This is a genomic window from Nocardia sp. GP40 (assembly GCF_050434125.1).
Classification (GTDB): domain Bacteria; phylum Actinomycetota; class Actinomycetes; order Mycobacteriales; family Mycobacteriaceae; genus Nocardia; species Nocardia albiluteola.
Genome location: NZ_JBNPVW010000015.1, coordinates 145,984 through 171,189 on the forward strand (window position 1 = coordinate 145,984; position 25,206 = coordinate 171,189).

Sequence of the window (25,206 nt, forward strand, 5' to 3'; positions counted from 1 at the left end):
CACCGCCGCCGATCCAGCGCGCCGCGGGTCGGCCGACGGAGCGCCCGTCCGGATTGCAGAGCTATTCGGCTGTCCCCCTGCCTGTTTCGGTATCGAGGTCGATGCGGATGACGAGCAGGTCCGTGCCGAGCGTGCGCACCACCATGGCGTTGAGCAGGCGCAGCGGATGTAGGCGGGACAGCTCGCGCTGCCTGCGCAGGGGCGGGTCGTCGGGCAGGACCGTGGCGCGGCCCGTATGCCAGACGAAGCGCACACCGCGCCGGAACTTCACCCGAACCGATGGCTCGGCAACGAGATTGGCCACGTATCCCGCGCGGTAGCCGTGTTCGGCGATGATCCAGAAGGTGTTTCCGGTCAGGCCGTTGCCGACCGGGGTGCGATAGCGGCGGCCGGTGCGCCGGCCGACCGTCTCGATCAACGCATATCCGAAGGGCACGAAGCCGACTCGGAACATCAACCGCACGGCCGGGTTCAGCAACAGACGCTGGAAGGCCGCGACTGCAGCCCGCTTGCGGTCCGGCCACCGCGCCGTCAGCGGGATATTGACGGCCAGCAGCACGGTCACCACTGCGGGCAGCAAAGGTGAATGCGGGGCGGTGGGATCCAGTGTCCACCAGATCCACACGAGTGCGGCCATGACGAGGGAACCGGTGCCGACGGCGCGGGACCGGGATGTCGTGCGGCTTTCCGTATCCGGAAGGGCTTCCATACGACCGTATTGTTCCATACGAGTGTATGGTTGTCGATGTGCGGAAATACGGATCGACGAGTCCGGAGTTGCTGACCGATGCCGTCTTCGATATCGCGGGCAGCCGGGGGCTCGAGGCGGCGAGCATTCGCGAAGTGGCCCAGGCCGCGGGGGTGTCGATCGGTGCGGTGCAGCACCACTTCACGACGAAGGACGAGCTCTACACCTTCGCCTTCGCCCAGCTCGTCGACCGCGTGCGCGGGCGGCTGGCCGGGGTCGACCCCAACGCCCCGCTCGAGGATCGCCTGAGCTGCGCGCTGCGGCAACTACTTCCGCTGGACGACGAGCGCGAACGCGAGGCCCGCGTGATGCTCGCGTTCGCCGCCCGCGCGGCCACGAACGACTCCCTCGCCGAGATTCAGCGCCGCACCCTCGCGGAGATCCGGGCCGAGCTCGGCGCGCAGCTGGCCGCGGGCGGCATCGACTTCCCCGAGGTGCACGCGACAATCCTGCTGGCCTTGGTCGACGGCCTCACCCTGGACGCACTCAGCGCGCGGGGGCAGTACAGCCGCGCGGACCTGGTGCGGGCCTTGACGACTCAGGTGCGGATGGTGCTGGCCGAACAGCGCGGGGAATAGCCGTAGGCCGAGGCGAATCGCCCTCTCCAGCACGGCCGACTCGTGGACGCCGCGGCTCGACACTCCATGACCTTGGTCACTCGCACCCGCTGCACCTGCATCTTTTCGACTTGCACCCCGTAACGATTGTCGTGTGTGCCACGCGGCTGTCAGAATCTACTGGAGGGTTTCGATCACCACGACGGTGCCGTAATCCGTCGGAGAGCACGCCGCGGGCTCAGGCAGGGCTGACGAAAGGCGCGTCATGTTTGTGCGAGTATTTGCTCCGTCGTTCTTCGTTACGGCGGTGGCGCTGGTGGTTGCGCTACTCTACGGTGGCCCGCAGGCCATGGTGCTGGCTGCGGTACTCGGCATACTCGAAGTATCACTGTCTTTCGACAATGCTGTGGTCAATGCCGGTGTGCTGGAACGGATGAGCCGATTCTGGCAGCGCATGTTCCTCTCGGTCGGCGTGCTGATCGCGGTCTTCGGGATGCGGCTGCTGTTCCCGCTGATCGTGGTCGCGATCAGCGCCCATCTGGGGCCGATGCAGGCGCTGAGTCTGGCCCTGCACCCACCGAGCAACGGCGCATTGTCGTTCCCGGACGGGCAGCCCAGCTACGAGGCCCTGCTGAACGACGCGAATCCCAAGATCGCCACGTTCGGCGGCATGTTCCTGCTGCTGCTGTTCCTCAACTTCGTCTGCGCCGAGCGCGAGACCACCTGGCTGGGCTGGATCGAGCGCCCGCTGGCGCGGCTCGGCCGGTTCACCATGTTCCCGGTCGTGGTGTCGCTGATCGTGCTGGTCGTCGTCGCGGGCGCGGTGGCCCCCGACGAGAAGGCCGATGTGGTGATGGTCGCCGGAGCACTGGGCATCGTCACATATCTCCTGGTCGACGGGCTGGGCGCGCATTTCGAGCACGAGCACTCCGCCGGGCCGTCCCGGGTCGCGATGGCCACCGGGCGCGCGGCCTTCTTCGGGTTCCTCTACCTGGAGGTGCTGGATGCCTCCTTCTCGTTCGACGGCGTGATCGGCTCGTTCGCCATCACCGCCGACCCGATCATCATCGCCCTGGGCCTCGGCCTGATCGGTGCCATGTTCGTCCGCTCGATCACCGTCTACCTGGTCCGCAAGGGCACCCTGGCCGACTACATCTATCTCGAGCACGGGGCGCACTGGGCAATCGGCACCCTCGCGGTGCTCCTGCTGTGGTCCACCGGCCACCCCATCAACGAGATCGGCACCGGCCTCGTCGGCGTCGCCATCATCGCGGCCGCCTTCGTCAGCAGCATCGCCTACAACCGGCGCCAGCGCAGGCACAGCGCCCACCCCCAGGACTACCTGAACGACGACCCGACCCCCGACGCGGACATCCCCCAGGACGGCGACGACGCGGCCCTGCAATTGGCCGACCCACCAAGCCCGCTAAACCACGCACCGAACCTCCTACGCGGAGATGCCTACATCCTCCGCGGCACCCCGAACTCGCTGCGCGAGACGGGAAAATCGCTGCGCGAGGCCACAGACTAGCGGCAGCCGCCCCGCTTGCGTGCCTACGTAAGCGAACAGGTGTCAGTGATCCCATGATGCATACCGCGATAGCAATTGCAGCCGGAGGAGGAGGCGACGCTGTTACCGCCTCGATGCTCGCCTCTGCCATGCCGGAATTGGGTGTAGGTGCGGTTATGTCATGGTCTTGGGATCGGTTCATGATCGACCCCACGCCCGGGCCGCGAGAAGGTGCCGACTCCGACGGGTTGATCGATCACGATGGTGTCGCCGAGATCCCGCAGACTGCCGCGCTTCGAATAGGGCAATCCACGCTGCCGCGGTTGGCCGGTTGTATCTCACAGCCGCTGCTCCTGCTGGAGCCCACGGGCGGCGCCACCGGCATGGCCGAACTCATCAGCCGCGCGGCGGCAGCATTCAATGCTGAGGAGCTCGTCGTGGTGGATGCGGGAGGAGACATCCTCGGCGAAGGTCGCGAGGCGAGCCTGCGCACCCCGCTGGCGGATTCGCTCGCTCTGGCTGCCGCCGTGCAGACCGGGATCGCTACTCGCGTGATAGTTGCCGGTATCGGTATGGACGGCGAGCTTTCGGCGGCAGAAGCCGATGGGCGGCTCGAAAAGCTGCGAGCCACGCAGCTCATCGAACTCATGCCACGGCATGCCGCCCCCTTCGAAAGCATCTGGGCGTGGCATCCCAGCGAGGCCAATGCACTCATCGCGGCGGCTGCCAGCGGATGGCGGGGCACGGTGGAATGTCAACGTAACGCAGCCGTCGAACTCACCAGCGGCGCGAGCGCCGTCTACGAGGTAGACGCGCGGCGACTTGTCGATGCGTCGTTGGCTGCATCGCTGATGAGGACAACAAGTTTGGATGCTGCGGAACGTCTGCTTCGTGAACGTCGTGACGGTCGCAGCGAGCTGGACGTCGAGCGGCGCCGGGCGGCCGGCGGCCTGGCCGAGGTTCGCATGCCGAACCAAGAGACGTTGGAAGTCATCGACCGATATGCAACTCATGCGCGGGAACGAGGAGTCGGCGCCCTCACAGTGCGACGCGTGGCCGAGTTGGTATCGGCGATCGCGCCAGCTGCGACGGACGTATTGCGGGAGTTGCTCACCGAGCATCGGCCGACCCATTTCCGGCCGCCGTTGTACGAGGTCTGACCAGATTGCTGCGACACAGTTGAGGGCAGGCCACAGGCCAGCCCTCAACACCTCGCGACAGAACCTAGGTGAGTGGTGTCGAATAATCCGTTGTGTGGGTCCGGCGAGATCGCCGGACCCACACAAGGGTCTTCGGTCGGTGGATGAGCGTAGCGGCTGAGAGTTGTTTCCGGTTGCGTCGGTGACGATTTGGTGGCCCGGTTCCCGTTCGGGGCCGTTGCGGGTCTTCATGTGGTGGCGATGGCCCATGTGCCAGTGGTGTGGGTGAGCCCGAGGACTGCCAGGCGGGCCAGGTTGACCGCGGCGGCGAGCAGGCCGAAGTCGGCGCCGATCTTGTCCCGGCCGCGCATGCGGGCGCGGCGACCGCCGTGGCGGCGGCGCATCAAGTGCCCGATCTTGCGTTCCACTTTGGGGCGGGTGGCTCGATAGTCGGCCTTCCAGACCGGGTCGTGCTGACGCTCGCGGCCGGTGACGAGGTATTTCTCGTGAGCTCCGATGGTGATCGTGCGGCCACCGGCTGCGCTGGTGCACTGTCCGCGCAGCGGGCAGAGGGTGCAGGCGTCAGCGAAGTGGGCGATGCCGGTGTGACGGCCGCTGCGTGCGGCGATGGGTGCCACGACGTCGGCCGGGCAGGTCGCGGTGGCCTGGTCCAGGTCGATGATGAAGCGGTCTTTGGAGAAATGCCCCTTCACCGACGGCGACGGTTGCACCTTGATCTGATTTCGAATCCCGTTGTCGTCCAACATTTTCAACAACTCTCCGGCACCATAGGCGGAATCACCGTAGACCGCCGCGGCTTCGGCTTCGGCTTCGGCGGGCAGGATGTCGGCGAGCAACCGTGCGGCGGGATCGGCGTCGCCGGCATTTCCGGGTGTGACGGTGGTGGCGGTGATGATCTCGCTGTCGGGGTCCAGGGCGATGTGGGCCTTGTAGCCGTCGAACCCGCGCGCGGAGGTCTTGTGCCCGTGGCGGGTCTCGGGATCGACAGTGGAGATCACCCCGGTCAGTGGCGGTGCCACGCACGATCCGGAAGATCCCGTCGTCGTCTCGGGTGATGTCCTGCCCCACGACCGTGGCCAGCAATTGCGCGGCCCTGCTGGTTCGCTCGCCGAGCTCACACCCGTCCAGCACCGCCAGCATCGCCATCGCGTCGCGGGCACGGAAATCGATCAACTCCTCACGAGCGGTCTCGTCGTCCCAATCGATCATCGGTTTGGCCGCGGTGGCGTAGTCGTCACCACTGCTCACCTGCGCCCGCAACGCCACTACCAGCTCCGCATCGGCAACGGCGAGCAAGCCACGGACCGCCGACCGGACCAGGGTGATGGTGTCCATCGTGGCCACCGCGTCATACAACGGAGTCGAGTCCAGCACCCGCCGCCGACCCACCAACCCCGCCTGCCGCGCAACATCCAGCACCGCGTCGAAGACGCGGTGGGGCTGTTCCGAACGTGCCAGCCGGGCCCGCATGTCCACCAAGACCGTGTGCACGAACCCCGGATAATCGAAATCCAGGCCACCGGCCGCATACTTCCAGCGGGCGTCGAAAGCAAAGCGCTCGCTCGCTTCCCGATCCGAGAGCCCCTCGATCCGCTGCAGCACCATCACCACCGCCACAATGGACGGCGGCACTGACCGACGCCCGACATCAGTGAACAGGTCCGCGAACATCTCATCCGGGAACAACCGGCCGCATTCACGGTGCAGCACACCGTAAATCGAGTCCGCGGACACCCTGCCTGCACAAAACTCCACCGTCGACCGCAGCAGATCACCCTGACTCGACACACGCCCCAACGTCACCCCAGCATTCTGCTCGAGACCAGCCCCTCACCGCACGAAAAACACCACTCACCTAGTCGATTTCTTCGACCACCCGGCTGATTGCCGCACTCACCTGCACCACATCTCTCGAGGTGGTGCGCCAATTACTGAAAGCCGCTCGGATGGCCGGGATTCCGTTGTAAACCGTTGGGGTGACGAAGGTTTCGCCGGTATCGGCGATCGCCTGGACGAGGGCGTGCACCCGCTCCGGGGTGGGCCGGTCGGCGAGGGTGAAGCAGGCGACATTGAGTCGGACCGGCGACAGCAGCCGGAACCTGCCGGTCGCGGTCAGCGCCTCGCCTAGCTGTGCGGCGCAGGAGATGTTGCGCTGCACGATATCCCGATATCCTGCCCGGCCGTACGCGGCGAGGGTGAACCAGGCGGCGAGGGCGCGGAGTCGGCGCGAGTTCTCCGGCACCAAGTGGCCGAAATCCGGTGTGTCCGTTGGGGCGGTGAGGTAGGCGGCGGAATTCAGGAAGGCTCGGACCTGTAGGTCCTGGCGGCGGGTAAACTGCACCGCGGCGTCATAGGGGACGTTGAGCCACTTGTGCAGGTCGACGCACACCGAATCGGCCGCGGCGAGACCGTCCACCAGGTGTGCATGCTCGGGCGAGAGCGCCGCGAAGGCACCGAACGCGCCGTCCACGTGCAGCCAGAACGGAAAGCGTTGCCGCAGTGCGGCAATGGCGCGCAGATCGTCGAAATCGACGGTGTTCACGGTGCCCGCGTTGGCGACTACGATGGCCGGCCGTCCGGACAGTGCGCCCAGCGCGTCGGCGAGCCGGTCGACGTCGACCGCCTCCCGATCGGGCTGGGTGGGAACCAATTGCACACTGCCGCGGCCGATTCCGAGCATCGACAGCGACTTGAAGATACTCGAGTGCGGCGTGCCCGACAGCACGGTAACCGGGCCGAGCGCGCCGACACCGTCCTGTGCGACCGATACCCCGAGCTGTTCGCCCAGCCACTCTCGCGCGATCGCCAACCCGACGAAGTTCGACGTGGTGGCCCCGGTGACGAAGGCGCCCCGGTGCTCCGCCAGCCCGAACAGCTCGCCGATCCAGCCGATCGTCTCACGCTCCAGCTCGATGGCCGCGGAATCCTCACCGCTCATCGCGTTCTGGTCGAGCACGCTGGTCATCCAGTCTCCGGCGATGGCCGCGGGTGTCGCACCGCCGGTGACGAATCCGAGATACCGCGGCCCGGCGCTGCCGGAGAACCTCGGTTCCCAGCGCCCCCGAAACTCCGAAAGCGCTTGGTGCAGACCGGATCCTGCCTCCGGCAACGCGGCTGGAGCTTGTGGCTGCTGCACCATCGCCACCGGCCGCTTGTCCAGTCCTAGCAGAACCTCCCCAGCCTCGGCACTGACGGTATTCAGCAGCGTGGGCAAATCGGCGAGGTCTTCGGCAAGTTTCGAGTCCACTGGTCCTCCACATCACGCGTTTCCTGGCTGCGACACTATGAGGCCGCGCAATCGCCTGTCCGTAGCCACTCACCAACTGCTGGACCGCCGCCACGAGTCTCTCGCGAACCGCCCGGCCGCACCTCCGCCGCTCAGGCGGCCGGAGCTGCTGGCCGCGCTCACCTCGATAGCCGAGCGCGAGCATGCGATCAGCCTGTGGCGCCCTCGACGTCGCCCCGATGCGGTCCGACCAGCCCGCGGCACACCGAATCAACTACGCGAACAGGGAAATACGGTCGGCGGACTGACAACCAGCCGCGACGTACGAGTCATCCTGCAACCACACGAATCCGACTAAAGATCCGCTAGCTCAGACGGGCCGCCGAATGCCCCGCTACCTCGTGCGCGCGAGCACCCCTCGCAGGTAGGCGGCCTGGCCGGCGTGCTGGAGGTCGTCGGATATCACGCTGACCAGGCGCACGCCGAGGGTGACCGGCGGGTCCCAGCGGGTGTCGACGACGCGGGACAGATCGGCATCGACCAGGCCTTGGACGTAACGCAGCGTCTGCTCGTGGACCGCGTCGTAGTAGCCGGTGAGTAGTTCGGCGGGTGCCTGGATGCGGGCGACGTCGTCGGCGCTGTCGCCGTATCCGGTGGCGCTCTCGGCGATCGGCAGGGCGAACCTGTCGTACCAGCCCTTCGCGGTCCATACCTGGTCGAGGCCCGCCACCTCGGCCACGTGGTCGTCCTGCACCCGCGTCAGGTGCCAGACCAGCCATGCGATCGAGTTGGCGCCCGGGTCGACGCGGTAGTTCAGCGCCTCGGCATCGAGACCGTCCACCGCTTCGTGCACCACCTCGCGCACCCGCTCGAATCCGTCCGTCAGCACATCGGCAACCGTCATCGCTCAGCGCTCCTTTCTCAATCCGACAACCTGACCTCGACCGTACCCAGCAGGACCGACATGTACCGAGTCCCGTTTACACAGGCGCTGCTCACGTACACGGGTGACCGACGCCGTCGCACGTAGAGCCCGCTCGGGCGCGTGGCCGAACCCGCCGGATCGGTGTCGGGTAGCCCGCACGCAGGGCGATACGTCGAGCCGGCGGTGCAGGTCCGCCGTCACGAGCGCATTCCACCCGCCGACATCGGCACGACACACGCCTGTGTCCTGGAGCACAGCACCACATGTCACGCTCGCGCCCCCTGCGTCGTCAATCCAGCACAAGACCATTCGCACAAAGTTGGACAGGAAACAGATTCCCATGAACATCGCCTACTACATCGTCGGAGCCGTCGCGGCCCTGTGGATCGGTTTCTCGAGCTACTCGCTGTTCGCGAAGAAGGCATTCGTCGTCGACCCATTGAAGGACTACGGCGTCCCGGAGTCGTGGTGGAACTGGCTCGCACTGGCCAAGGGCGCGGGGGCGCTGGGCCTGGTCGTCGGAATGGCCATCCCGGGTCTCGGCGTCGCCGCGGCCATCGGGCTGATCCTGTACTTCCTCGGCGCGGCGGTGACCACCCTGCGCGCCCGCTCTTACAGCACCACCCTGTATCCGGTGTTGTACCTGATCCCCGCCGCAGCCACCCTCGCCCTGCAGCTTGCCCGCTAGGTGCCCCAGAGAGAGACCGCCGCGCCACAGGCGCGGCGGTCCTCGGCTGTGCGTCGAGCCTGCCCCGGGAACGCCGACGAGATTGCCTTCGCGCTACCGGGATCCCATGTGGGCGTGCGCTTCCCGGGATCTGGTCGAGGGTGAACCCCCGGCACGGCGCGGGCCCTTCCGACCGAGTCGGCGCGTTCGGCCCGCACCCGGCGCAGCCCGCACTCGCGCGGACGTACCCTCGACGTATGAAGTCTCGGCCGCTGACCCTGATCCAGGACGATCTCGTCGACTACGACAAGGCCATAGAGCGCATGGCCGAGATGGTCGAAGAGCGGCAGCGGGACGAACGCCCGGACACGCTGTGGTTGCTGAGCCACCCGCAGGTGTACACGATCGGCCGCCGCACCCCGCTCGAGCATCTGCCCGACCCGGCCCGTCACATCCCGGTGGTGGAGACGACCCGGGGCGGGCAGCTCACCTATCACGGTCCCGGGCAGCTCGTGGGGTATCTGATCGTGAAGCTGGCGGCCGGCGAGGGGGTGGTCGACTACATCCGCGAGGTGGAGTTCCGGCTCATCGAGGCGCTGGGGACACTCGGGGTAGCCGCCCAGCGCCGCGATACTCCGCCCGGTTCCGAACTGCTGACCGGCGTGTGGACCACCGCGACGGGCCGCAAGATCGTCTCGATCGGCATGCGGCAGAGCCGCGGGGTCACCAGTCACGGCTTCGCACTCAATGTAGACGGTGATCTGGAACCGTGGCACTGGGCGGTGGCCTGTGGTCTACCGGACGTGGACATGACCTCGGTCCGGCGCGAAATCGGCACGGCGACAATGGATCAGGTTCGCACCGTGGTCGCGACGACCTTCGAGGCGCAGCGCTAGCTCACAGCTTGGCAGCGTAGACACAGCGTTCGATGTCCGAGACCGGCCCTGGCCGCCCGAGCGGTTCCAGGTACCGCTTCGTATGCCCCGCGGCGTCGACCTGTTCGCGCAGCTGCCAACCGTATTCGGCCAGCAGCGGCTCGACCTCGGCCGGGCTCAGCCCGTAGGTCCAGATCGGGTCGCGCCGCTGCACGAACCGCCGGTGCGCCCGGGCGGCGCCGTAGCTTTCGGTGCCGTCGAGGAAATCCCTTGGGACGTAGGTGAATCCCAACCGGCTGCCGGATGCCGCTGTGCTCAGGAACCGCAGCGTGGCGCGCACCGCCGGTTCGGTCAGGTACTGGGTGACGCCCTCCCAGACGAAGAGGGTCCTCGCCTCGGGCCGGTGGCCACGCGCGGCCAGCATGGTGCCCAGATCATCGGTTTCGAAGTCGATGGGCACCTGAACAACGTTGACGGGCACGGGCATTCGCTTCCGCTTCGCGTCGAGATTCACCGCCATGTCCACCTCGTAGACCGGGATACCGCGCGGCGCGGCCATTCGGTAACCGCGCGTGTCGAATCCGGCGCCGAGCAGGACCACCGCCTCTATGCCCTCGTCGGTCGCCTCGGCGAGCCGGTCGTCGAAATAGCGCTTGCGACAGGCGATGCTGTTCCACAGCCCGCTCGCCTCGCGGTCGGTCATGGACATCAGCAGCCGCCGTAACGGCGCCGGGCCGACAATCCACCGCATCGTCCCGGGCAGCATTGCCGCTGCGAGGTTGTCACTGACCAGCCGCCGCCCTTCAGGGAGCCGATACTCCCCGGCCGCGATCACTATCGGGCCGTATGCGGTGCCCGTCTTGTCCACCATGGTCGACCATCCCCGTTCGCTAGATGTCCGACCAGTATTCCCGGCTACTACCAGCGACGAGTCGCAGGCGGCGTCAAGAATTCGCCAGAAGCCGGGGATGCTCGCCGCCCGCCAGGCGTCGGGTGGGCTGTGTGAACAGCGGTACCAATCACCGGGGGGCGCCTTGCACGGCCGCACCGGACACCTCTTCACCGGCCGGTCCGTCCGGGAAGGTCCGTGCGCTCAACGCCCCAGTGGCCGCCCACACGCCCGGCTCCGCGCACCCAGCGGCCCACGCCCGGCAGCCCCACGTGCCGGGCGTCGCGACGACCGAGACTAGAGGCTGCTCCCGGTAGGCGGCAGCACCTGGGGCTGCGGCTGGGGATGGCAACGCGGCCGCCAGTATTCGTGCCAGCGGGTGCAGTGCCAGTAGTACCAGTCGTCGTAGTCGGCCTGCACGATTCCCGGTCCGGCGACGACATGGGTCGCCGCCTGCGGCACGGGCTCGGCCATCGCGGCCGCCGCGGTGAACATCGGTGCGGCGACGAGCGCGGCCGCCAACGCGATCCGACCGACCACTCGCCCCTTCGGCGAGCCGGTGCTCGAGTTCCTTGTCACGACTTTATTCCTCTCGAATCAGCTTGCACGGCAACCGAATACGCGATATTCGCCACAGGGCTCCGCGATCCGTACCTCCATCAAAGCCCGACCCGTGCACGGAATGAAGTCCACAGCGCCCATCTTCAGCCGATCATCAGACGCCCGAGTACCGTCAGATCGTCCGGGAGACGGCGCCCGGCAACTCGTCAGATCGCAATGCGGCCGCGGCGGACCCGATCGCGCAGCTGAGCGGGCACGGCCAAGACGCCCGTGCCCTCGATCCGGGTATGCGGCCCAAGGGTTTCCGGGCTCACCGACAGCCGGGGCGCCGCTCCCTCCACGCCGAACTCCCACTCCAGAATGGCCTCGTCCGATATCGGTACCAACCCGCTGCTCGCTCCGGTCGGTAACGGATCCTGGCCGAAGTGGGTGCGCAGGGCGTTCACCTGCGATGCCAGGTCGGGACGCAGCGGCGGTGGCGGCCGGTGCCCGAGCCCATGGTCGTTGGACTCGAGCCACGCACGCAACCGATCGACCGTCGGCGACTCGCCCAGCGCATCGGCGCGGCCGAAGTCGATCTCGCCCGCATCGCACCGCACGTGGAGCGTGATCCGGCCCTCCACGGCGATGCACCATTCGCTCGAAGTTCCGTGCCCGAAGTCGAATTGCCTGTAATAGTGTGCCATTCCGAACGTGCGGCTCAGATCCTCGAGGCGCAAGTACAGCTCGGCGTCCCATTCTTCTTCGGAGTCAGCAGCGATGCGCAGCGCCCCGTCGTGCACCGCGAGAGTCCATCCGTCCAGCACAGGGCTGATGAACACCTGCGGACCGGGGTAGCTTTGATACCGTTCCTGGAGCTCCGGCGAATACATATGCATGTCCAGATACACGGGCTGCCTCCGCCAAAACCCGAAGCCCATCCGCATGGTCGCAGGAATCGGATCGTGTAGCGCGAGGGCTCGCAGCACCGCGCCCTGGTCGGAGGTCGGCAGCGCGAACCACGAACCCATGCCGATGCTGTCGCGCTCGGGCTCGGGTGCCGCCTCATGGCGCTGCTTGCCTCGGATCAACCGCTCGAGCGCGGTCAGGTCCGCCGGTGACAGACAGTCCCAGCCCAGTTCGGCCAGCGCCCAGAGCGCCGCGCGCCGCGCCCGCGCGCCCGACCTCCGCACCCCCCGCAGCACACCGGCCACGCCGGGGCCGAACTCGACGATCGCCTCGACGGCGGCATCGCGCACCTCCAGAACCGGACTGCCCAGCAGCGCAAGGAGAACCGGCAGATGCGGGCACCGCGCCGCGGCGACGAAATCACCAGAATCCGCGCAGGGGTCTCGCCAGCAGCGGACCGGCGATGCGGCATGCCCGGGCGGTACCGCCGGGAGCGAGGCCGTGGGCAGGCCCAACACGGTCAGCAATGGGCCGCGCAGAGGCTCTATCAATGCCGCATCGCCCACCATCGACTCGAAGAACGCCCACAGCGGGGCCCTCCTGAGCGCTTCGAGGCAGTCGGGCCGGGCATACTCGGAAGCATCGTCGAGCAGCAGTCGCAGAATCACCAGGTAGGGCTGAATCCCCGCGGAGTGGTCGCGGCCGGACAGGACGCCCCACGCCCGCCGCCGAATATCCGCATCCCGGTCCGTCAGTACCGAGTGCACCTGTTCGGCGGTCCACACCCTGACGATCGCGGGCGTCGCCCTGTCCTCGTCCGCCTCGATGACGACCTGATCCAGCACATCCCATGCGCGCCGCCGCACACTCGGGTCCGGATCGGCCATGACCCCCGCCAGCTCCCGCTCGCGACCCCAAGGGACCGTTGCCAGCCTGCGCCCAGCCACGACGCTGACCCCCACCAGCTCCCGCGCCACCGATTCGCTCTCCCTCACGCCCGAAATCTAGCGCAGCCCGCCGACACGAGCCTCCCCCACTTTTGAGGGGGAACGCCAAGCGCCACAGAGCATTCACCGCACCGGCCCGCAGCGAAAACGGGGCCGCATCGCGCAGGGCCGCTACATCCACGACAGCTGCTCCCTGGCACGAGCTCGATATCCCCTATTCGCCCGACACGCCCTGGGCATCTTCATACTCGGCCGCGCCTTCCGGCGCACCGTGCACAACATCGTGAAAAGCACGCCGGAGCAGTGCCGTAATCCGCTCGGGGTCGGCATCGCGCAGCCCGTCGAGCTGGAGCAGATGCCGCCCGATGACGGCCCCCAGAGTGATCGCCCCGATGAGCCCGGCGCGCAGGTCCGCGTCGGTATCGGCCATGTGCGCCGCAGCCTGTCGCTGCACGGCCGTCATGGCGACACGGACGTCGTCGGCGGCCTGCGGATGGGTGAACATGGATCGGATCGCCGCCAACGCATCCATCGGCTGCTCGACGAGCTTGCTTTCCAGGACAGCCAGGAGCTGTTCGGCCGCCTGCTCGGGGGTACCACCCACCTCCCCGTCCCGTTCGAGGCCCGCGACCTGGGCGAACAGGTTGGCCTTCGACCCGAAGTAGCGCATGACGAGTCCGGGATCGGTGTTCGCCTCGGTCGCGATCGCGCGGATGGTGGTCGATTCGTAGCCGGCCTCGGCGAACAGGGCGCGCGCCGCCCGCAGGATTCGCGCCTGAGTGGCGCTGCGCTGCTCGGCACGGGTGGCGGGTCGGGCACTCATCGACTCAGTCTACGTCGTTGACCGAATCGGCCGTCCCTGCTACTTTCAGTCAACACTGTTGACTGAATAAAGGTGGTTCCCCGTGTTGCTTACGGTCCTGCTCTCGGCGCTGGCCGGCCTGATGGGCGCGAATGCGGTCCCGCATTTCGTCAAAGGCATGGTCGGCGAACAATTCCCGAACGTCTGGGGCAACTCCGCCCTGCTCAATGCGATCGCCGGGACCCTGGGTCTCGCGCTGGCGGCCGCGCTCGGATACTGGGCGGACATCCCCTCGCACGCCGCCGCGGGCATCGTCTGCGCATCGGCGGGCGCGCTGGTCATGGCGGTTTTCCACGGACTCGGCGGTGCCTATCGCCTGAACACCGCCCTGCACCGTCCGAACCCGCCGCGGGTCGGCAATTCCGCTGCGGCACAGTAACGTACACCGGACAACACAAAGGCCGCCCCGGTCCCTCACCGAACCGGGGCGGCCTCGTCGTGCGAGGCGGCTACATCTGCGGCAGCGACTCTCCCTGCACGAGCTCGATATCCAGATCGATCTTCACCGCGGTGCCGACCGCGGCAATGCCCGCGCGCACCATGGCGTTGTAGTCGATCGCGAAATCGTTGCGGTGCAATTGGATCTCGGCATGGAAGGCGGCGCGGGTGCCGCCCCACGGGTCGGGGCCGAAGCCGCCATAGGTGACATCCAGCTCGATCGGGCGGACCTGGCCGTGCAGGGTGAGTTCACCCGGCATCACCAGGGTGTCGCCACCGGTGCGGCGGAATCCGCTGCCGCTGAACGAGATCACCGGGTACTTCTCCACGTCCAGGAAGTCCCCCGAGCGCAGGTGGTCGTCGCGCATCCCGATGCCGGTATCGATGCTCGCGGCCTTGATCTCTGCGAAACCCGTTGACTTCTCCAGGGTTTCGGAGATGTCCAGCCGTCCGCTCACCTCGGCGAAGCGCGCCTTGATGCTCGCGATGCCCAGGTGCCGCGCGGTCGCGATCACCGTCGAGTGCACCGGATCGATGGTCCACGGGCCCGGCGGCAGGAGCGGGACGGCGCCCGCCTCCGGCGCCAGGGTGATCTCCCCGAGCCTGCCCGAACCATCGCCGCCGACCCGCGCGACCTGTGCCACCGGCGCGAAGCCCGGCGCGGTGATGATCGCGGTGCACACGCCCGCGGGCAGCGGCTCGGTGGCCGCCACCCCCGTCGCGTCGGCGACCGCCCGGGCCAGCTGGCGCCCGGTCAGGTCGGTCACCGTCAGCACCGCATCCGGCACCGGCCACCCCTCGGTGGTGTGAATACGCGCAGTCAGTCCATTCATGACCGGTTTGCCGCCTCCTCGTATCCGAGCCGCACGTCATGGCTGATCTCGCCACCGGCGACGGTGACCTGGCTGGTCACCGGCGGGTAGCCGCTCGCGACCACCGTGTATTCGCCCTCGGGCAGATCGGACACCACGTAGTGGCCTTCTTCATCGGTGCGCGCGCTCGCGACCGGGGTGCCCGTCGCGTCGAGCACCGTGACCTGGGCGTCGGGCACCACGTGACCGTTGGCCCACGCGGCGCCGGACAGCACCGTCATCGGCGAGAGTTCCACGTCGTGACGCAGCAGCCCACTCTCGGGCACATTCAGCGTAATCGCGTTCGGCCGCATGTGCTCGGCCACCGCAACCAGCGTATATACGCCGGACACCACGCCGTGGCAGACGTACCCGCCGTCGGCGCCGGTGACCGCCGCGCCCACGACCTCGCCCCGCATATCGGTGAGGGTGATGGTCGCCGACGGGATCGGCTCCTGCCGCCCGGCCGCGCGCACCACACCCGAGAGCTCGCCCGAGCCCTGCAGCGAGATGTCCAGCGACTGCGGCCGATCGCCGACGGTGACGTTCACCGCCGCGGGCTGGTGCCCGCCGGCCGAGACGATCAGCACGTAGCTGCCGGACGCCGGGGCGCCGATGCTGTAGCCGCCGTTGGAATCGCCGGTCCCGCGCGAGACCTGGTGGCCGCGGGTGTCGATCAGGGTGAGCGCGGCGCCGGAGACCGGTCGCCCGTCCTCGCGGCGGACGCGGCCGCCGATCGTGCGCGCCCCGCCGTTCGACGAGGTGAACTCGGCCGCCGAACTCATGACCGCCATCTGTGACACCGCCGTTCCATTCGTATGTGCCGCAACGCCGTTGCCGTTGCGCTCGATCGCGGCATGCCTGCCCGCGACCGCACCGGCCAGTACCGGTTCGGGCTCGGAGATCGCCCGCGCGGCGCCCTCCCAGACCTGGCTCTCTTCCCAGTCGTCCGCGTCCACCAGCGCCTCCGCGCCCTCGATCGGGGGCGGGGTGGCCTTCGGATCGGCCAGCGGAATTTCCTTCATGAACAGCAGCACGAGGCAGGCCACCAGCGCCACGCCGGCCGCGGAGTAGAACACCCCGTGCAGCGAGTTGGTGAAGCCGATCAGGATCGGATCCTTGACCACCGACGGCAGCGCCGCGATGCCGCTGGTATTGCTCTGGATGCTGCCGAGCTTGGAGGCGTCGAAGCCGTGCGGCAGATGCCCGCCGAAGGCGTCGATGATCTTGTGCGGCAACAGGTTGAACATGATCGTCAGGAAGACCGCGACGCCCAGGGTGCCGCCCATCTGCCGGAAGAATGTCGCCGACGCGGTCGACACTCCCATGTCCGAGCGCGGGCCCGCGTTCTGCGCGGCGATGATCAGCGTCTGCATACAGCCACCGAGGCCCAGGCCGATGACGCCGCTGAACAGCAGCGGCTGCCAGATCGCGGTGTCGTAGTGGACCTGCGAGTACAGCAGCGCGCCGATCGCGATGATGAAGGTGCCCACCACCGGCAGGTACTTGTAGCGCCCGGTGTACCGGGTGATCTGACCGGAGATCAGCGAGCCGATCATGATGCCCGCGACCAGCGGGAGCATCAGCAGCCCCGCCTTGGTCGGCGAGTAGCCGCGCACGACCTGCCAGTACAGCGGAACCATCGAGATCGCGCCGAACATCGCGACACCGACGATGAAGCCGCCCGCGATGACGATGCTGAACGTCGAGTTCTTGAACAGCCGCAGCGGGATCAGCGCCGCGTCCTTCATCAGATACTCGATGAAGACGAACAGGATCAGCCCGATCGCGCCGATGGCGTAGCAGATGATCGCCTTGTTGGTGCCCCAGCCCCACGCGCGGCCCTGTTCGGCCACGATCAGCAGCGGGACCACGCAGATGGTCAGCGCTATCGCGCCCCAGTAGTCGACCTTGTGGTTCTGTCGTTGGTGCGGCACGTTGAGCACCTTGGTGACCACGCCCAGCGCGATGATGCCGATCGGCACGTTCACCAGGAACACCCAGCGCCAGCCCTCGAGGCCCCACAGGTGGTCGAAGCCGGAGAACCAGCCGCCGAGCACCGGTCCCAGAACCGTGGAGATACCGAAGGTCATCATGAAGTAGCCCTGGTACTTCACGCGCTCGCGGGCCGGGACGATATCGCCGATGATCGTCATGGCCAGCGACATCAGGCCGCCGGCGCCCAGGCCCTGGAAGGCGCGGAATCCGGCCAGCTCGTACATCGAGGTGGCGAAGGTACACGCCGCCGAACCGATGACGAAGATGGTGATGGCGGTGAGGAAGAACGGTTTACGCCCGTAGATGTCGGCGAGCTTGCCGTATAGCGGGGTGCTGATGGTGGCGGTGATCAGATAGGCCGTCGTGGCCCACGCCTGCTGGTCGAACCCGTGCAGGCTGTTGGCGATGCGCACGATCGCCACGCTCACGATGTTCTGATCGAGGGCGGCCAGGAACATGCCCAGCAGCAGACCCGACAAAATTGTCATGATCTGCCGATGCGAGAGCATCGGGGGCGCGTCCACCGCCACCGGCCGTGCTGCCGGCGCCTCGGTAGTCGTAGTCGTCATAGTCTTTCTAGCCTTATTTCGGTTCGGCCGTACATGGAGTAGTCGTCTCGATATCGGCGTTCAGCCGATCGAGCAGGGTTATCAGGGCGGATCGCTCCCCCGCGGGCCAGTCGGCAAGAATGCCGGCGAGCCAGAGATTGCGCTGGCGGCGGTTCTCCTCGAAGACCCGCACTCCCTCCTCGGTGGCTGCGAGGACGCAGGCGCGGCCGTCGACGGGATCGGCCCGGCGTTCGACCATGCCATGTGTGACAAGGGATCTGGTTTGCCTGCTGATGGTGGAAATCTCGGCGTGCAGCTGCTCGGCGAGTTTGCCGGTTCGCTGTGGACCGTCGTGGACCAGGCAGAACAGCACGGCATAGGCGAGCTTGTCGAGCCCGTCGGGTCCGTGCGCCGCCAGCTGCGTCTTCGTTCGGTTCATCGCCCGCATGAACCGGATCAGCTGGGCGCCGAGACGATCGGCGTCGTCCGATACCGCGGTATCGGACGTGGAGGCCACGGGGGCCAGGGTGGTCATGGGGATTCACCTTCTCCCTCATCTACAGACTTTGGTTAGCGCATACAACTAGTTGCCGATGCCAACTATACATTCGGTCAGGCATCGTGGCGCAAATCGTTTTCTGCCCGGCACCACAACCTCTCCCTGACCGGCCCGAACGTCCTCCCCGACCCCCGCGGCTGGGCCCGGACCGGCGGTTCGCACACGTCATGGCCAGCGCGCGAAAAAACCGATAACAGTGGTTCGACGTGGTCGAATGCTTGGATGAACGACCGACCGACACGAAACGGTTGCGATTCTGGTCGGTTGCCCACCAACTGTGAGAACAGCCGAATTCGCCTCTGTAATCCCCCTCACAACTCCACGCGGGGACCTTATCGACCCTGAATTTCCCGCGCGGTCTCGGCGACGAACCGGTGGACGAGTTCGAACGGCAGCGGATGGTCGGTGAACGCGGTGAACATGAATCCGCCCGCGGCGTCGTCCTTGAACACCTCGAGCACGATCCCCCGGCCCGGAGACGGGCCGACATCCTCGAGTTCCCAGCCGAAGCCGTCGCGGTCGTTGACGTCGGTCACCCTCCAGACCAGGTAGACGCGCCCCCGATATTCCCACGGCGGCGACAACGCCTGCGACGTGGCAGCGTCGGACATTTCAGTCCGTCGTCTTCGCGCGGAAGAACATCACCTGATCACCGTACTCCGTGAGCGGATGTGCCTGCCCGGCCTGCCGAATGCCGCTGACGGGCAGGTTCGTCAGCTTGGAAAATGTCGCAGTATTGCCGAAGGCCGCGCGCACCTGGGTTTCCGAGGCGTAATCGGCGCCGTAATCGGACAGGGCGGCGAAGTTCAACGGGGCCAGCGGTTTGTCCAGCGGGAGCTGCCCCGCGGGCCGCCCCAGCGCGGCGTACTGGGCGGCCACCCCGTCGGCGTACCAGCACAATTCGTAGGAGATCTGCTCGATGGTGTTCACCGTGATCACCGGCCAGCGCTGCGAAAGACGCAGTGCCAGCGGATTCTTTCCGCACGGGGTAAGTTCCCAGCGCAGGCTGGCCACCGTGATCCAGCTGCCGCCGCTGCGCTGCACCAGCACCACGTCGTCGCCGAGGCGCTCGGCGGTGTTCATCTCGGGATCGGGGTTGCCCCAGTGCGTTTCGTGCACACCCTGATACTTCGCACTGACGGTGGGCTCGGCGCCGTCCTCGGCGAAGGCGGCGACGACCGCGGCGCGCACCTGGGCCGGTCCGTCTGGACTGGCGCAGCGCACGGCGATCGCGCCGAAGGAGGTGGCGATCTCCACCGGCTTGGACGGCAGGTCCGGAAGCGCCCCCGCGACCAGGGGTTTGAGCCCTATCAGGCCCAGCTTCCAGTTGATCTCCTCGATCGTGGACAGGTCACCCGCGGTCTGATACAGGATCCGCTGCTGGGTCAGATATCCCGCGCGCTCGAGCGTCTGGCAGTGCAGCTTCTCCAGCGCGGTCGCGGTTTTGGCGGTGAAGTCGAGTTCGGAGATGCGGGTCTCGCGCAGCCGCGTGGTCATCTGCGGCGTGGTCCACGCCGAATACCGCTCGCGGTACATCGCCAGGGCCTGCTTGCGCGGGCGGCCGATCATCAGCGTGCGCAGCAGCATGTTCAGGCTGGCCAGGTAGTAGCGGCCCGACTGCTCCGGATCGGCCGCGAACAGCCCCGCCCGGATGCGCACGGCCTCGGCGCTGGCGTCCACGGCCGCATCGGGATCCAGCCGGCACAGCCACACCCCGCACTTGGACAGTCCGTCGGCGCAGACCGCGGCCGCGGCCGGATACTTCTGTGCCACCTGGTGATACGCGTCGCAGGCCTGGCGGATGGTCGAGGTGGCCAGTTCCCGGTGGCCGATGGTGCGCGCGGCCTCCTCGAACAACCGCAGCGCGTCGGTGACCTGGCCGGCGAACTGCGCGGTGACGTGTCCGGCCATGAGCCAGCGCAGCCGGATCAGCACCGCCTCCTGCGCGGGCTCGAGCGCGGCGGGCGACCTGTCGCGGCTCCCCTCGGCAGTCTTGGTGGCGATCAGCGCACGCGCCGCGTCGCACAGGGATTCGGCCAGCCGGAGTTCGGCCTCGGCCGTCCGGTCGTGCGCGGCTGCTCGCCGATCCTCGGCGATCCGGCGCTCGATGGTGCTCAGCTCCATCGCAATCTCCACTCCCGCATATCCTTCCACACATCCGGGGTGGCAAGCCTGGTCGAACTTGCGGAGCCGGTGGGGCGGGTAGATACGGTCGTCGAGCGGCCGCATCGTGCCGTGCCGAGTCTGCCACATATCCGCGCCCCGCATCGACCGGACGGTGACCGCATTCGCGGCGGCCTGCTCGGGGACCACCGGCCGTGCTCGGCGCGGTCCGGGAGCCGAGGCGGGTGCCCGTCGCTACCGCGAGTGCTGGGCCTGGCGGGCGGCGCGGTGTAGCAATCCGCCCGGGGCCCCGGCGAAAGATCCGCAGGAGCCCGCCCGATGTGACGATCGTTACGCCTCGGCGTCCGGGAACTCCTGCTGGCGACGCCCGCCGCGCAGCGTGCCGTCCAGGTACGCCGCCTTGCATGCGCGCCGGGCGATCTTGCCGCTGGAGGTGCGCGGGATCGAGCCCGCGGGCACCAGCAGCAGGTCCCGGACGGTCACGCCGTGCTTGGCGGCGATGGCCGCGCGCACCACCTCGGCGATGGGCTCGGAATCCAATTTCGCTGCGCCCGTGCCCCGTTCGGCGACGATGACCAGCTGCTCCGAACCCGCCGACGCACCGGCGTCGAGCATGGACTGCGGGATCTCGTTGGCCGCCAGGGAGAATGCGGCAACGAACCCGGGACGCAGGGAGTCCGAGGCCTCCTGCGCCGACAGCTCGAGATCCTGCGGGTAGTGATTGCGGCCATCGACGATGACCAGATCCTTGACCCGGCCGGTGATGAACAGCTCGCCCTCGTAGTAGGCCCCGAAATCGCCGGTGCTCATCCAATTCGCCTCCGGTGCAGTGCCTTCGGCGTGGCTGTCCGGCTGCCGGGCGGTGAGCCGGTTGCGGAAGGTGTCCTCGCTCTCCTGCTCCCGGCCCCAGTACCCGATGCCCATGTTGTTGCCGTGCAACCAGATCTCGCCGACCTCGCCGTCCGGGCGCTCGGCCCCGGTCTCGGGGTCCACGATCACCCCCCACTGCGACAGCGCGACGTAACCGCAGGACACCTGCGCCACAGCACTTTCCGCCGTTGGATCGACCGGCACCATGCGCCCGGCGTTGAGCTCGCGCCGGTCGACGTACACGACCTTGGCCTCGTCGTCGCGCTTGGTGGCCGAGACGAACAGCGTCGCCTCCGCCATGCCGTAGCAGGGCTTCATCGCCGTCTTGGGCAGCCCGTACGGGGTGAACGCGTCGTTGAACTTCTGCATCGATGCCACCGACACCGGCTCGCTACCGTTGATCAGCCCGATCACGTTCGACAGGTCCAGGTCCTCGCCCGGCTTCGGCAGGCCGCGCACCGCCGCGTGCTCGTACGCGAAATTCGGTGCGGCAGCGTAGGTCGAGGCGCCGTCGGAGGCCGCGGCGAGCTCCTTGATCCAGCGGTACGGCCGCCGCACGAACGCGCTCGGGGACATGATGGTGATGAACTTGCCGCCGACCGCGGGCAGGATCACGCACAGCAGGCCCATGTCGTGGAACATCGGCAGCCAGGTGACACCGCGCGCGTTCCAGTCGATGCCGATCGAGTCGATCATCTGCAGCAGGTTCGTTCCCACTGCGCGATGGGTGATCTCGACACCGGCTGGAACCCGCGTGGAGCCCGAGGTGTACTGCAGATAGGCCACGCTGTCGATGTCGATATCCGGCATCGTCCAGCTCTCGCCGACGCTGTCCGGGATCGCGTCGACCGCGATGATGCGGGGCCGCCGCGCGGCCGGTAGCTCCCGGAAGATTTCGCGCACCCGGGCCGCGGCCGAGCTCGCGGTCAGGATCGCCGAGGGCCGGCAGTCGCCGAGCACGGCATGCACGCGGCCGGTGTGCCCCAGCTCCTCCGGATCGAACAGCGGCACAGCGATATTCCCCGCATAGACCGCGGCGAACATCGCCACGACGTAGTCGAGTCCCTGGGGGGCCAGGATCGCCACGCGATCGCGCGGCTTGGTCACCTGCTGCAGTCGCGCCGCGACCGCGCGCAATCGGATACCGAACTGGCGCCAGGTGAGCTCGAGGTATTCACCATCGCGCTCGCGCGAGTAGTCGATGTAGCGGTATGCGAGCTCATCTCCGTTCGCCGCGCTGTGCATGTCGACGAAGTCGATCAGGGTCGAGTCGCCCCGGATCTTGATGTTGCCCTGCTCATCGAGATAGTCATCCCAGGTCTTGCCGATCATTCCCCATCCTTTTTCACGCACACCTCTACGAGGTGTGATGACACCGAACACGGATCGACACCGAAGCCCGAAGAGTAGCAGGCGCTCCGGTCGCGGTCGTTCAGTATCGTCCGAAGGCCAGCGACACGTTGTGCCCGCCGAAGCCGAACGAGTTCTTCACCGCGTAGTCGATCCGGCCCGAACGGGCCTGTCCGGACACGACATCGAGGTCGATCTCCGGATCCTTGTTGTCGAGATTGAGCGTCGGCGGCACGATGCCGTCGCGGATGCTGAGCACCGTGAGCACCGATTCCAGCGCACCGACCGCGCCGATCGAGTGCCCCAGCGCGGACTTGGGAGCATAGACCGAGGCGTGGTTGCCGATCGAGGCGTTGATGGCCAGCGCCTCGGACGTGTCGCCGATCGGCGTCGCGGTGGCGTGCGCATTCACATGCGTCACATCGTCTTTCGACAGTCCCGCGGTCTCGATGGCGCGCTTGATCGCCCGCGCGGCGCCCTTGCCCCCCAGGTCGGGGGCCACCAGGTGGAAGCCGTCGGAGGTGACGCCCGCACCCATCAGCCGCGCGTGAATGGTGGCGCCGCGGGCCTTGGCGTGCTCCTCGGTCTCGACCACCATCATCGCGCCCGCCTCACCGAAGACGAATCCGTCGCGATCCTTGTCGAACGGGCGCGACGCGCGCTTGGGTTCGTCGTTGCGGGTGCTCATCGCGCGCATCATGGTGAACGCGGCGATCGGCACGGCCTGGATCGATCCTTCGACGCCGCCGGTGACGACCATGTCGGCATCGCCCATCACGATCATTCGCCAGGCGTTCGCGATCGCCTCCGAACCGGACGAACAGGCCGAAACCAGCGTCGAGACACCGGCTTTCGCGCCGATCTCCAGGCTGATGACCGCGCCGGCGCCGTTGGGCATGATCTGCTGGATGGCCAGCGGCTTGACCTTGCGATACCCGCCGCGCTGCATCTTGTTGGTCATGTCGATGTAGATCTCCGCGCCGCCCATTCCGGTGCCCATCGACACCCCGAGCCGGTCCGGGTCGACCCGCGGGCTGCCCGCGTTGCGCCACACCTCGCGGCCCAGCACCAGCGCCATCTGCTCGACGTAGGACAGGCGCCGGACCTCCGCGGGGGTCAGCGAATCCTCCGGCTTGACCTTCAGATGCCCGCCGATGCGCACCGGGAGCTCGAACTGCTCGATGAAGTCGTCCTCGAGGACGTCGATGCCGCTCTCCCCGTTGAGCAGTCCCTTCCACGTGGAGTCGATGTCCCCGGCGATCGACGTGGTCGCTGCCAGGCTGGTGACGACCACGCTGGGAAAACCCTTACTGCTGACACTCGTCATGCTCGGCTCACTTTCGATGGCAATCCTCTGGCGAATAGTCCCGGTACGGGACTGTCTGCGGCGCCGATCGCGGCGCGAGCGCGGCCGAAACGGCGTGAACCGGACATCGAATACCACTTCAGCAGGAGTTCGGTCCTCTTTAATGCGACGCGCCCTCCTGCCCTCGAGTGCCCGGCAGGGTCGGACTACATTATCGGGGGCGGAACCGACCGGAGTTGCCATGTGACACGCAGCAATCCGATCGCTATTGCACTGTACCGGGTTTCTTCGTGCACCGTCTCATTCACAGATAGCCGATCCGACATGAGGAAGGGCTTGTTCGTGGCCAGGAAGCTGACTCAGCTCGAACTGCTCATGGAGCTGGAACCCATCGCCGAGCAGAATGTTGACCGACATCTGTCGATGGCCAAGGAGTGGCATCCGCACGACTACGTGCCGTGGGACTCCGGTCGCAACTTCGCGGCAATGGGCGGGACGGACTGGGATCCTGAGCAGTCGACGCTCAGCGAGGTCGCCAAGGCCGCGATGATCACCAACCTGCTCACCGAGGACAACCTGCCCTCGTACCACCGCGAGATCGCCGAGAACTTCTCCCAGGACGGCGCCTGGGGCACCTGGGTCGGCCGCTGGACCGCCGAGGAAAACCGCCACGGCATCGTCATCCGCGACTACCTGGTGGTCACCCGCGCGGTGGATCCGGTCGCGCTCGAGCGTGCCCGGATGGTGCACATGACCCAGGGCTACAACCCCATCAAGATGATTCGCGACGCCGGCGCCGAGCTGGAACACGTCACCGATCGCGGATTCCTGCATTCGGTGGCCTACGTGACCTTCCAGGAACTGGCCACCCGGGTGTCGCATCGCAATACCGGCAAGGTGTGCAACGACCCCGTCGCCGACCGCATGCTCGCGCGCATCGCCGCCGACGAGAACCTGCATATGATCTTCTACCGCAACGTCTGTGGCGCGGCGCTGGACCTGTCGCCCGATCAGGCCCTCGCGGCGATCGCCGAGATCGTGTGCCACTTCCAGATGCCCGGTTACGGCATGCCGGACTGGCGCCGCAACGGCGTGCTGATGGCCAAGCACGGGGTCTACGATCTGCGCCAGCACCTCGAGGAGGTGGTGATGCCGGTGTTGCGCAAGTGGAATGTGTTCGAGCGCAACGATTTCGGCGCCGAGGGCGACCGGATCCGGAATCAGCTCGGGGAATACCTGGAGAAGCTACAGAGCGATTGCGTGCGATTCGAGGAGCAGCGCGACCGGGCGCTGGCGCGCGAGGCGCGCAAGCGAGATCTGGCGCCGGCCAAGGCATAACGCCTTCGG

At 67.4% G+C, this 25,206-nt stretch carries 22 protein-coding genes and 1 pseudogene; 7 read left to right on the top strand and 16 right to left on the bottom strand.

All coding sequences use genetic code 11. The features are described from left to right. Positions 1 to 61 precede the first annotated feature (61 nt). Complete coding sequence (locus tag ABH933_RS35665; protein WP_429424252.1) at positions 62 to 709, bottom strand: nitroreductase/quinone reductase family protein; 648 nt, start codon at positions 707 to 709, stop codon at positions 62 to 64. Between the two features lie 38 nt (positions 710 to 747). Here ABH933_RS35665 and ABH933_RS35670 point away from each other — a divergent pair, with 38 nt between their 5' ends. The 3 genes from ABH933_RS35670 to ABH933_RS35680 all read left to right on the top strand — a co-directional run bounded on the left by ABH933_RS35670 (position 748) and on the right by ABH933_RS35680 (position 3,975). Further along, positions 748 to 1,326: a TetR/AcrR family transcriptional regulator gene (locus tag ABH933_RS35670; protein WP_429424250.1), complete on the top strand. Its 579-nt coding sequence runs from the start codon at positions 748 to 750 to the stop codon at positions 1,324 to 1,326. 244 nt (positions 1,327 to 1,570) lie between these two features. After that, complete coding sequence (locus tag ABH933_RS35675; protein ID WP_429424248.1) at positions 1,571 to 2,836, top strand: DUF475 domain-containing protein; 1,266 nt, start codon at positions 1,571 to 1,573, stop codon at positions 2,834 to 2,836. A 56-nt stretch (positions 2,837 to 2,892) separates the two neighbouring features. Then, positions 2,893 to 3,975, top strand: coding sequence for a DUF1152 domain-containing protein (locus ABH933_RS35680; RefSeq protein ID WP_429455218.1), 1,083 nt, complete (start codon positions 2,893 to 2,895; stop codon positions 3,973 to 3,975). A gap of 227 nt (positions 3,976 to 4,202) precedes the next feature. Here ABH933_RS35680 and ABH933_RS35685 read toward each other — a convergent pair whose 3' ends face one another. From ABH933_RS35685 to ABH933_RS35700, 4 genes and pseudogenes are all read right to left on the bottom strand, one after another. Next, positions 4,203 to 4,973, bottom strand: a complete 771-nt coding sequence (locus tag ABH933_RS35685; RefSeq protein ID WP_429424244.1) for a transposase — start codon at positions 4,971 to 4,973, stop codon at positions 4,203 to 4,205. A gap of 481 nt (positions 4,974 to 5,454) precedes the next feature. Next, positions 5,455 to 5,646, bottom strand: a pseudogene (locus ABH933_RS35690) (transposase); the annotation flags it as partial. A gap of 184 nt (positions 5,647 to 5,830) precedes the next feature. After that, positions 5,831 to 7,222, bottom strand: a complete 1,392-nt coding sequence (locus ABH933_RS35695; protein ID WP_429424242.1) for a pyridoxal phosphate-dependent decarboxylase family protein — start codon at positions 7,220 to 7,222, stop codon at positions 5,831 to 5,833. A gap of 373 nt (positions 7,223 to 7,595) precedes the next feature. Next, entirely contained in the window at positions 7,596 to 8,105 is a 510-nt protein-coding gene (locus tag ABH933_RS35700; protein WP_429424240.1) for a mycothiol transferase, read from the bottom strand. 361 nt (positions 8,106 to 8,466) lie between these two features. Between ABH933_RS35700 and ABH933_RS35705 the strand changes: the two genes are divergently transcribed. Then, positions 8,467 to 8,814 (top strand): DoxX family protein, encoded by a 348-nt coding sequence (locus ABH933_RS35705; RefSeq protein ID WP_429424238.1) that lies wholly within the window; start codon positions 8,467 to 8,469, stop codon positions 8,812 to 8,814. Positions 8,815 to 9,050: 236 nt separating this feature from the next. After that, on the top strand, positions 9,051 to 9,689 hold the full coding sequence (lipB, locus tag ABH933_RS35710; RefSeq protein WP_429424236.1) for a lipoyl(octanoyl) transferase LipB: 639 nt from the start codon (positions 9,051 to 9,053) through the stop codon (positions 9,687 to 9,689). A 1-nt stretch (position 9,690) separates the two neighbouring features. Here the strand turns inward: lipB and ABH933_RS35715 are convergent, their stop codons facing one another. The 4 genes from ABH933_RS35715 to ABH933_RS35730 all read right to left on the bottom strand — a co-directional run bounded on the left by ABH933_RS35715 (position 9,691) and on the right by ABH933_RS35730 (position 13,776). Continuing rightward, positions 9,691 to 10,539, bottom strand: a complete 849-nt coding sequence (locus ABH933_RS35715; RefSeq protein WP_429424234.1) for an SAM-dependent methyltransferase — start codon at positions 10,537 to 10,539, stop codon at positions 9,691 to 9,693. A 315-nt stretch (positions 10,540 to 10,854) separates the two neighbouring features. Next, positions 10,855 to 11,136, bottom strand: a complete 282-nt coding sequence (locus ABH933_RS35720; protein WP_215922846.1) for a hypothetical protein — start codon at positions 11,134 to 11,136, stop codon at positions 10,855 to 10,857. Between the two features lie 188 nt (positions 11,137 to 11,324). Further along, positions 11,325 to 13,001, bottom strand: coding sequence for a hypothetical protein (locus ABH933_RS35725; protein ID WP_429424232.1), 1,677 nt, complete (start codon positions 12,999 to 13,001; stop codon positions 11,325 to 11,327). Positions 13,002 to 13,167: 166 nt separating this feature from the next. Further along, complete coding sequence (locus ABH933_RS35730; RefSeq protein WP_215922844.1) at positions 13,168 to 13,776, bottom strand: TetR/AcrR family transcriptional regulator; 609 nt, start codon at positions 13,774 to 13,776, stop codon at positions 13,168 to 13,170. A gap of 82 nt (positions 13,777 to 13,858) precedes the next feature. On the opposite strand from ABH933_RS35730, the gene ABH933_RS35735 reads away from it, so the two are divergent. Continuing rightward, positions 13,859 to 14,194 carry a hypothetical protein gene (locus ABH933_RS35735; protein ID WP_429424230.1) on the top strand — a complete coding sequence of 112 codons (336 nt, stop codon included), beginning with the start codon at positions 13,859 to 13,861 and terminating at the stop codon, positions 14,192 to 14,194. A 70-nt stretch (positions 14,195 to 14,264) separates the two neighbouring features. Here ABH933_RS35735 and ABH933_RS35740 read toward each other — a convergent pair whose 3' ends face one another. From ABH933_RS35740 to ABH933_RS35770, 7 genes are all read right to left on the bottom strand, one after another. Then, on the bottom strand, positions 14,265 to 15,086 hold the full coding sequence (locus ABH933_RS35740) for a YceI family protein (RefSeq protein WP_429424228.1): 822 nt from the start codon (positions 15,084 to 15,086) through the stop codon (positions 14,265 to 14,267). After that, positions 15,083 to 17,671 (bottom strand): MFS transporter, encoded by a 2,589-nt coding sequence (locus tag ABH933_RS35745; protein WP_429424226.1) that lies wholly within the window; start codon positions 17,669 to 17,671, stop codon positions 15,083 to 15,085. The genes ABH933_RS35740 and ABH933_RS35745 overlap by 4 nt, the downstream gene beginning before the upstream one ends. Before the next feature lie 13 nt (positions 17,672 to 17,684). Further along, a complete protein-coding gene (locus ABH933_RS35750; RefSeq protein WP_429424224.1) occupies positions 17,685 to 18,185 on the bottom strand; it encodes a MarR family winged helix-turn-helix transcriptional regulator in 501 nt (166 codons plus the stop codon). Between the two features lie 356 nt (positions 18,186 to 18,541). Further along, positions 18,542 to 18,820 carry a hypothetical protein gene (locus tag ABH933_RS35755; protein ID WP_215922839.1) on the bottom strand — a complete coding sequence of 93 codons (279 nt, stop codon included), beginning with the start codon at positions 18,818 to 18,820 and terminating at the stop codon, positions 18,542 to 18,544. 1 nt (position 18,821) lies between these two features. Continuing rightward, the gene (locus ABH933_RS35760; RefSeq protein ID WP_429424222.1) at positions 18,822 to 20,345 is read right to left on the bottom strand and encodes a hypothetical protein; all 1,524 of its coding nucleotides are present in this window, start codon (positions 20,343 to 20,345) and stop codon (positions 18,822 to 18,824) included. A 318-nt stretch (positions 20,346 to 20,663) separates the two neighbouring features. Then, positions 20,664 to 22,535 carry a long-chain-fatty-acid--AMP ligase FadD32 gene (gene fadD32 / locus ABH933_RS35765; RefSeq protein ID WP_429424220.1) on the bottom strand — a complete coding sequence of 624 codons (1,872 nt, stop codon included), beginning with the start codon at positions 22,533 to 22,535 and terminating at the stop codon, positions 20,664 to 20,666. Between the two features lie 100 nt (positions 22,536 to 22,635). Then, complete coding sequence (locus ABH933_RS35770; RefSeq protein WP_429424218.1) at positions 22,636 to 23,880, bottom strand: KasA/KasB family beta-ketoacyl-ACP synthase; 1,245 nt, start codon at positions 23,878 to 23,880, stop codon at positions 22,636 to 22,638. A gap of 321 nt (positions 23,881 to 24,201) precedes the next feature. Here ABH933_RS35770 and ABH933_RS35775 point away from each other — a divergent pair, with 321 nt between their 5' ends. After that, entirely contained in the window at positions 24,202 to 25,197 is a 996-nt protein-coding gene (locus ABH933_RS35775; protein ID WP_429424216.1) for an acyl-ACP desaturase, read from the top strand. The last annotated feature ends 9 nt before the right edge of the window (positions 25,198 to 25,206 follow it).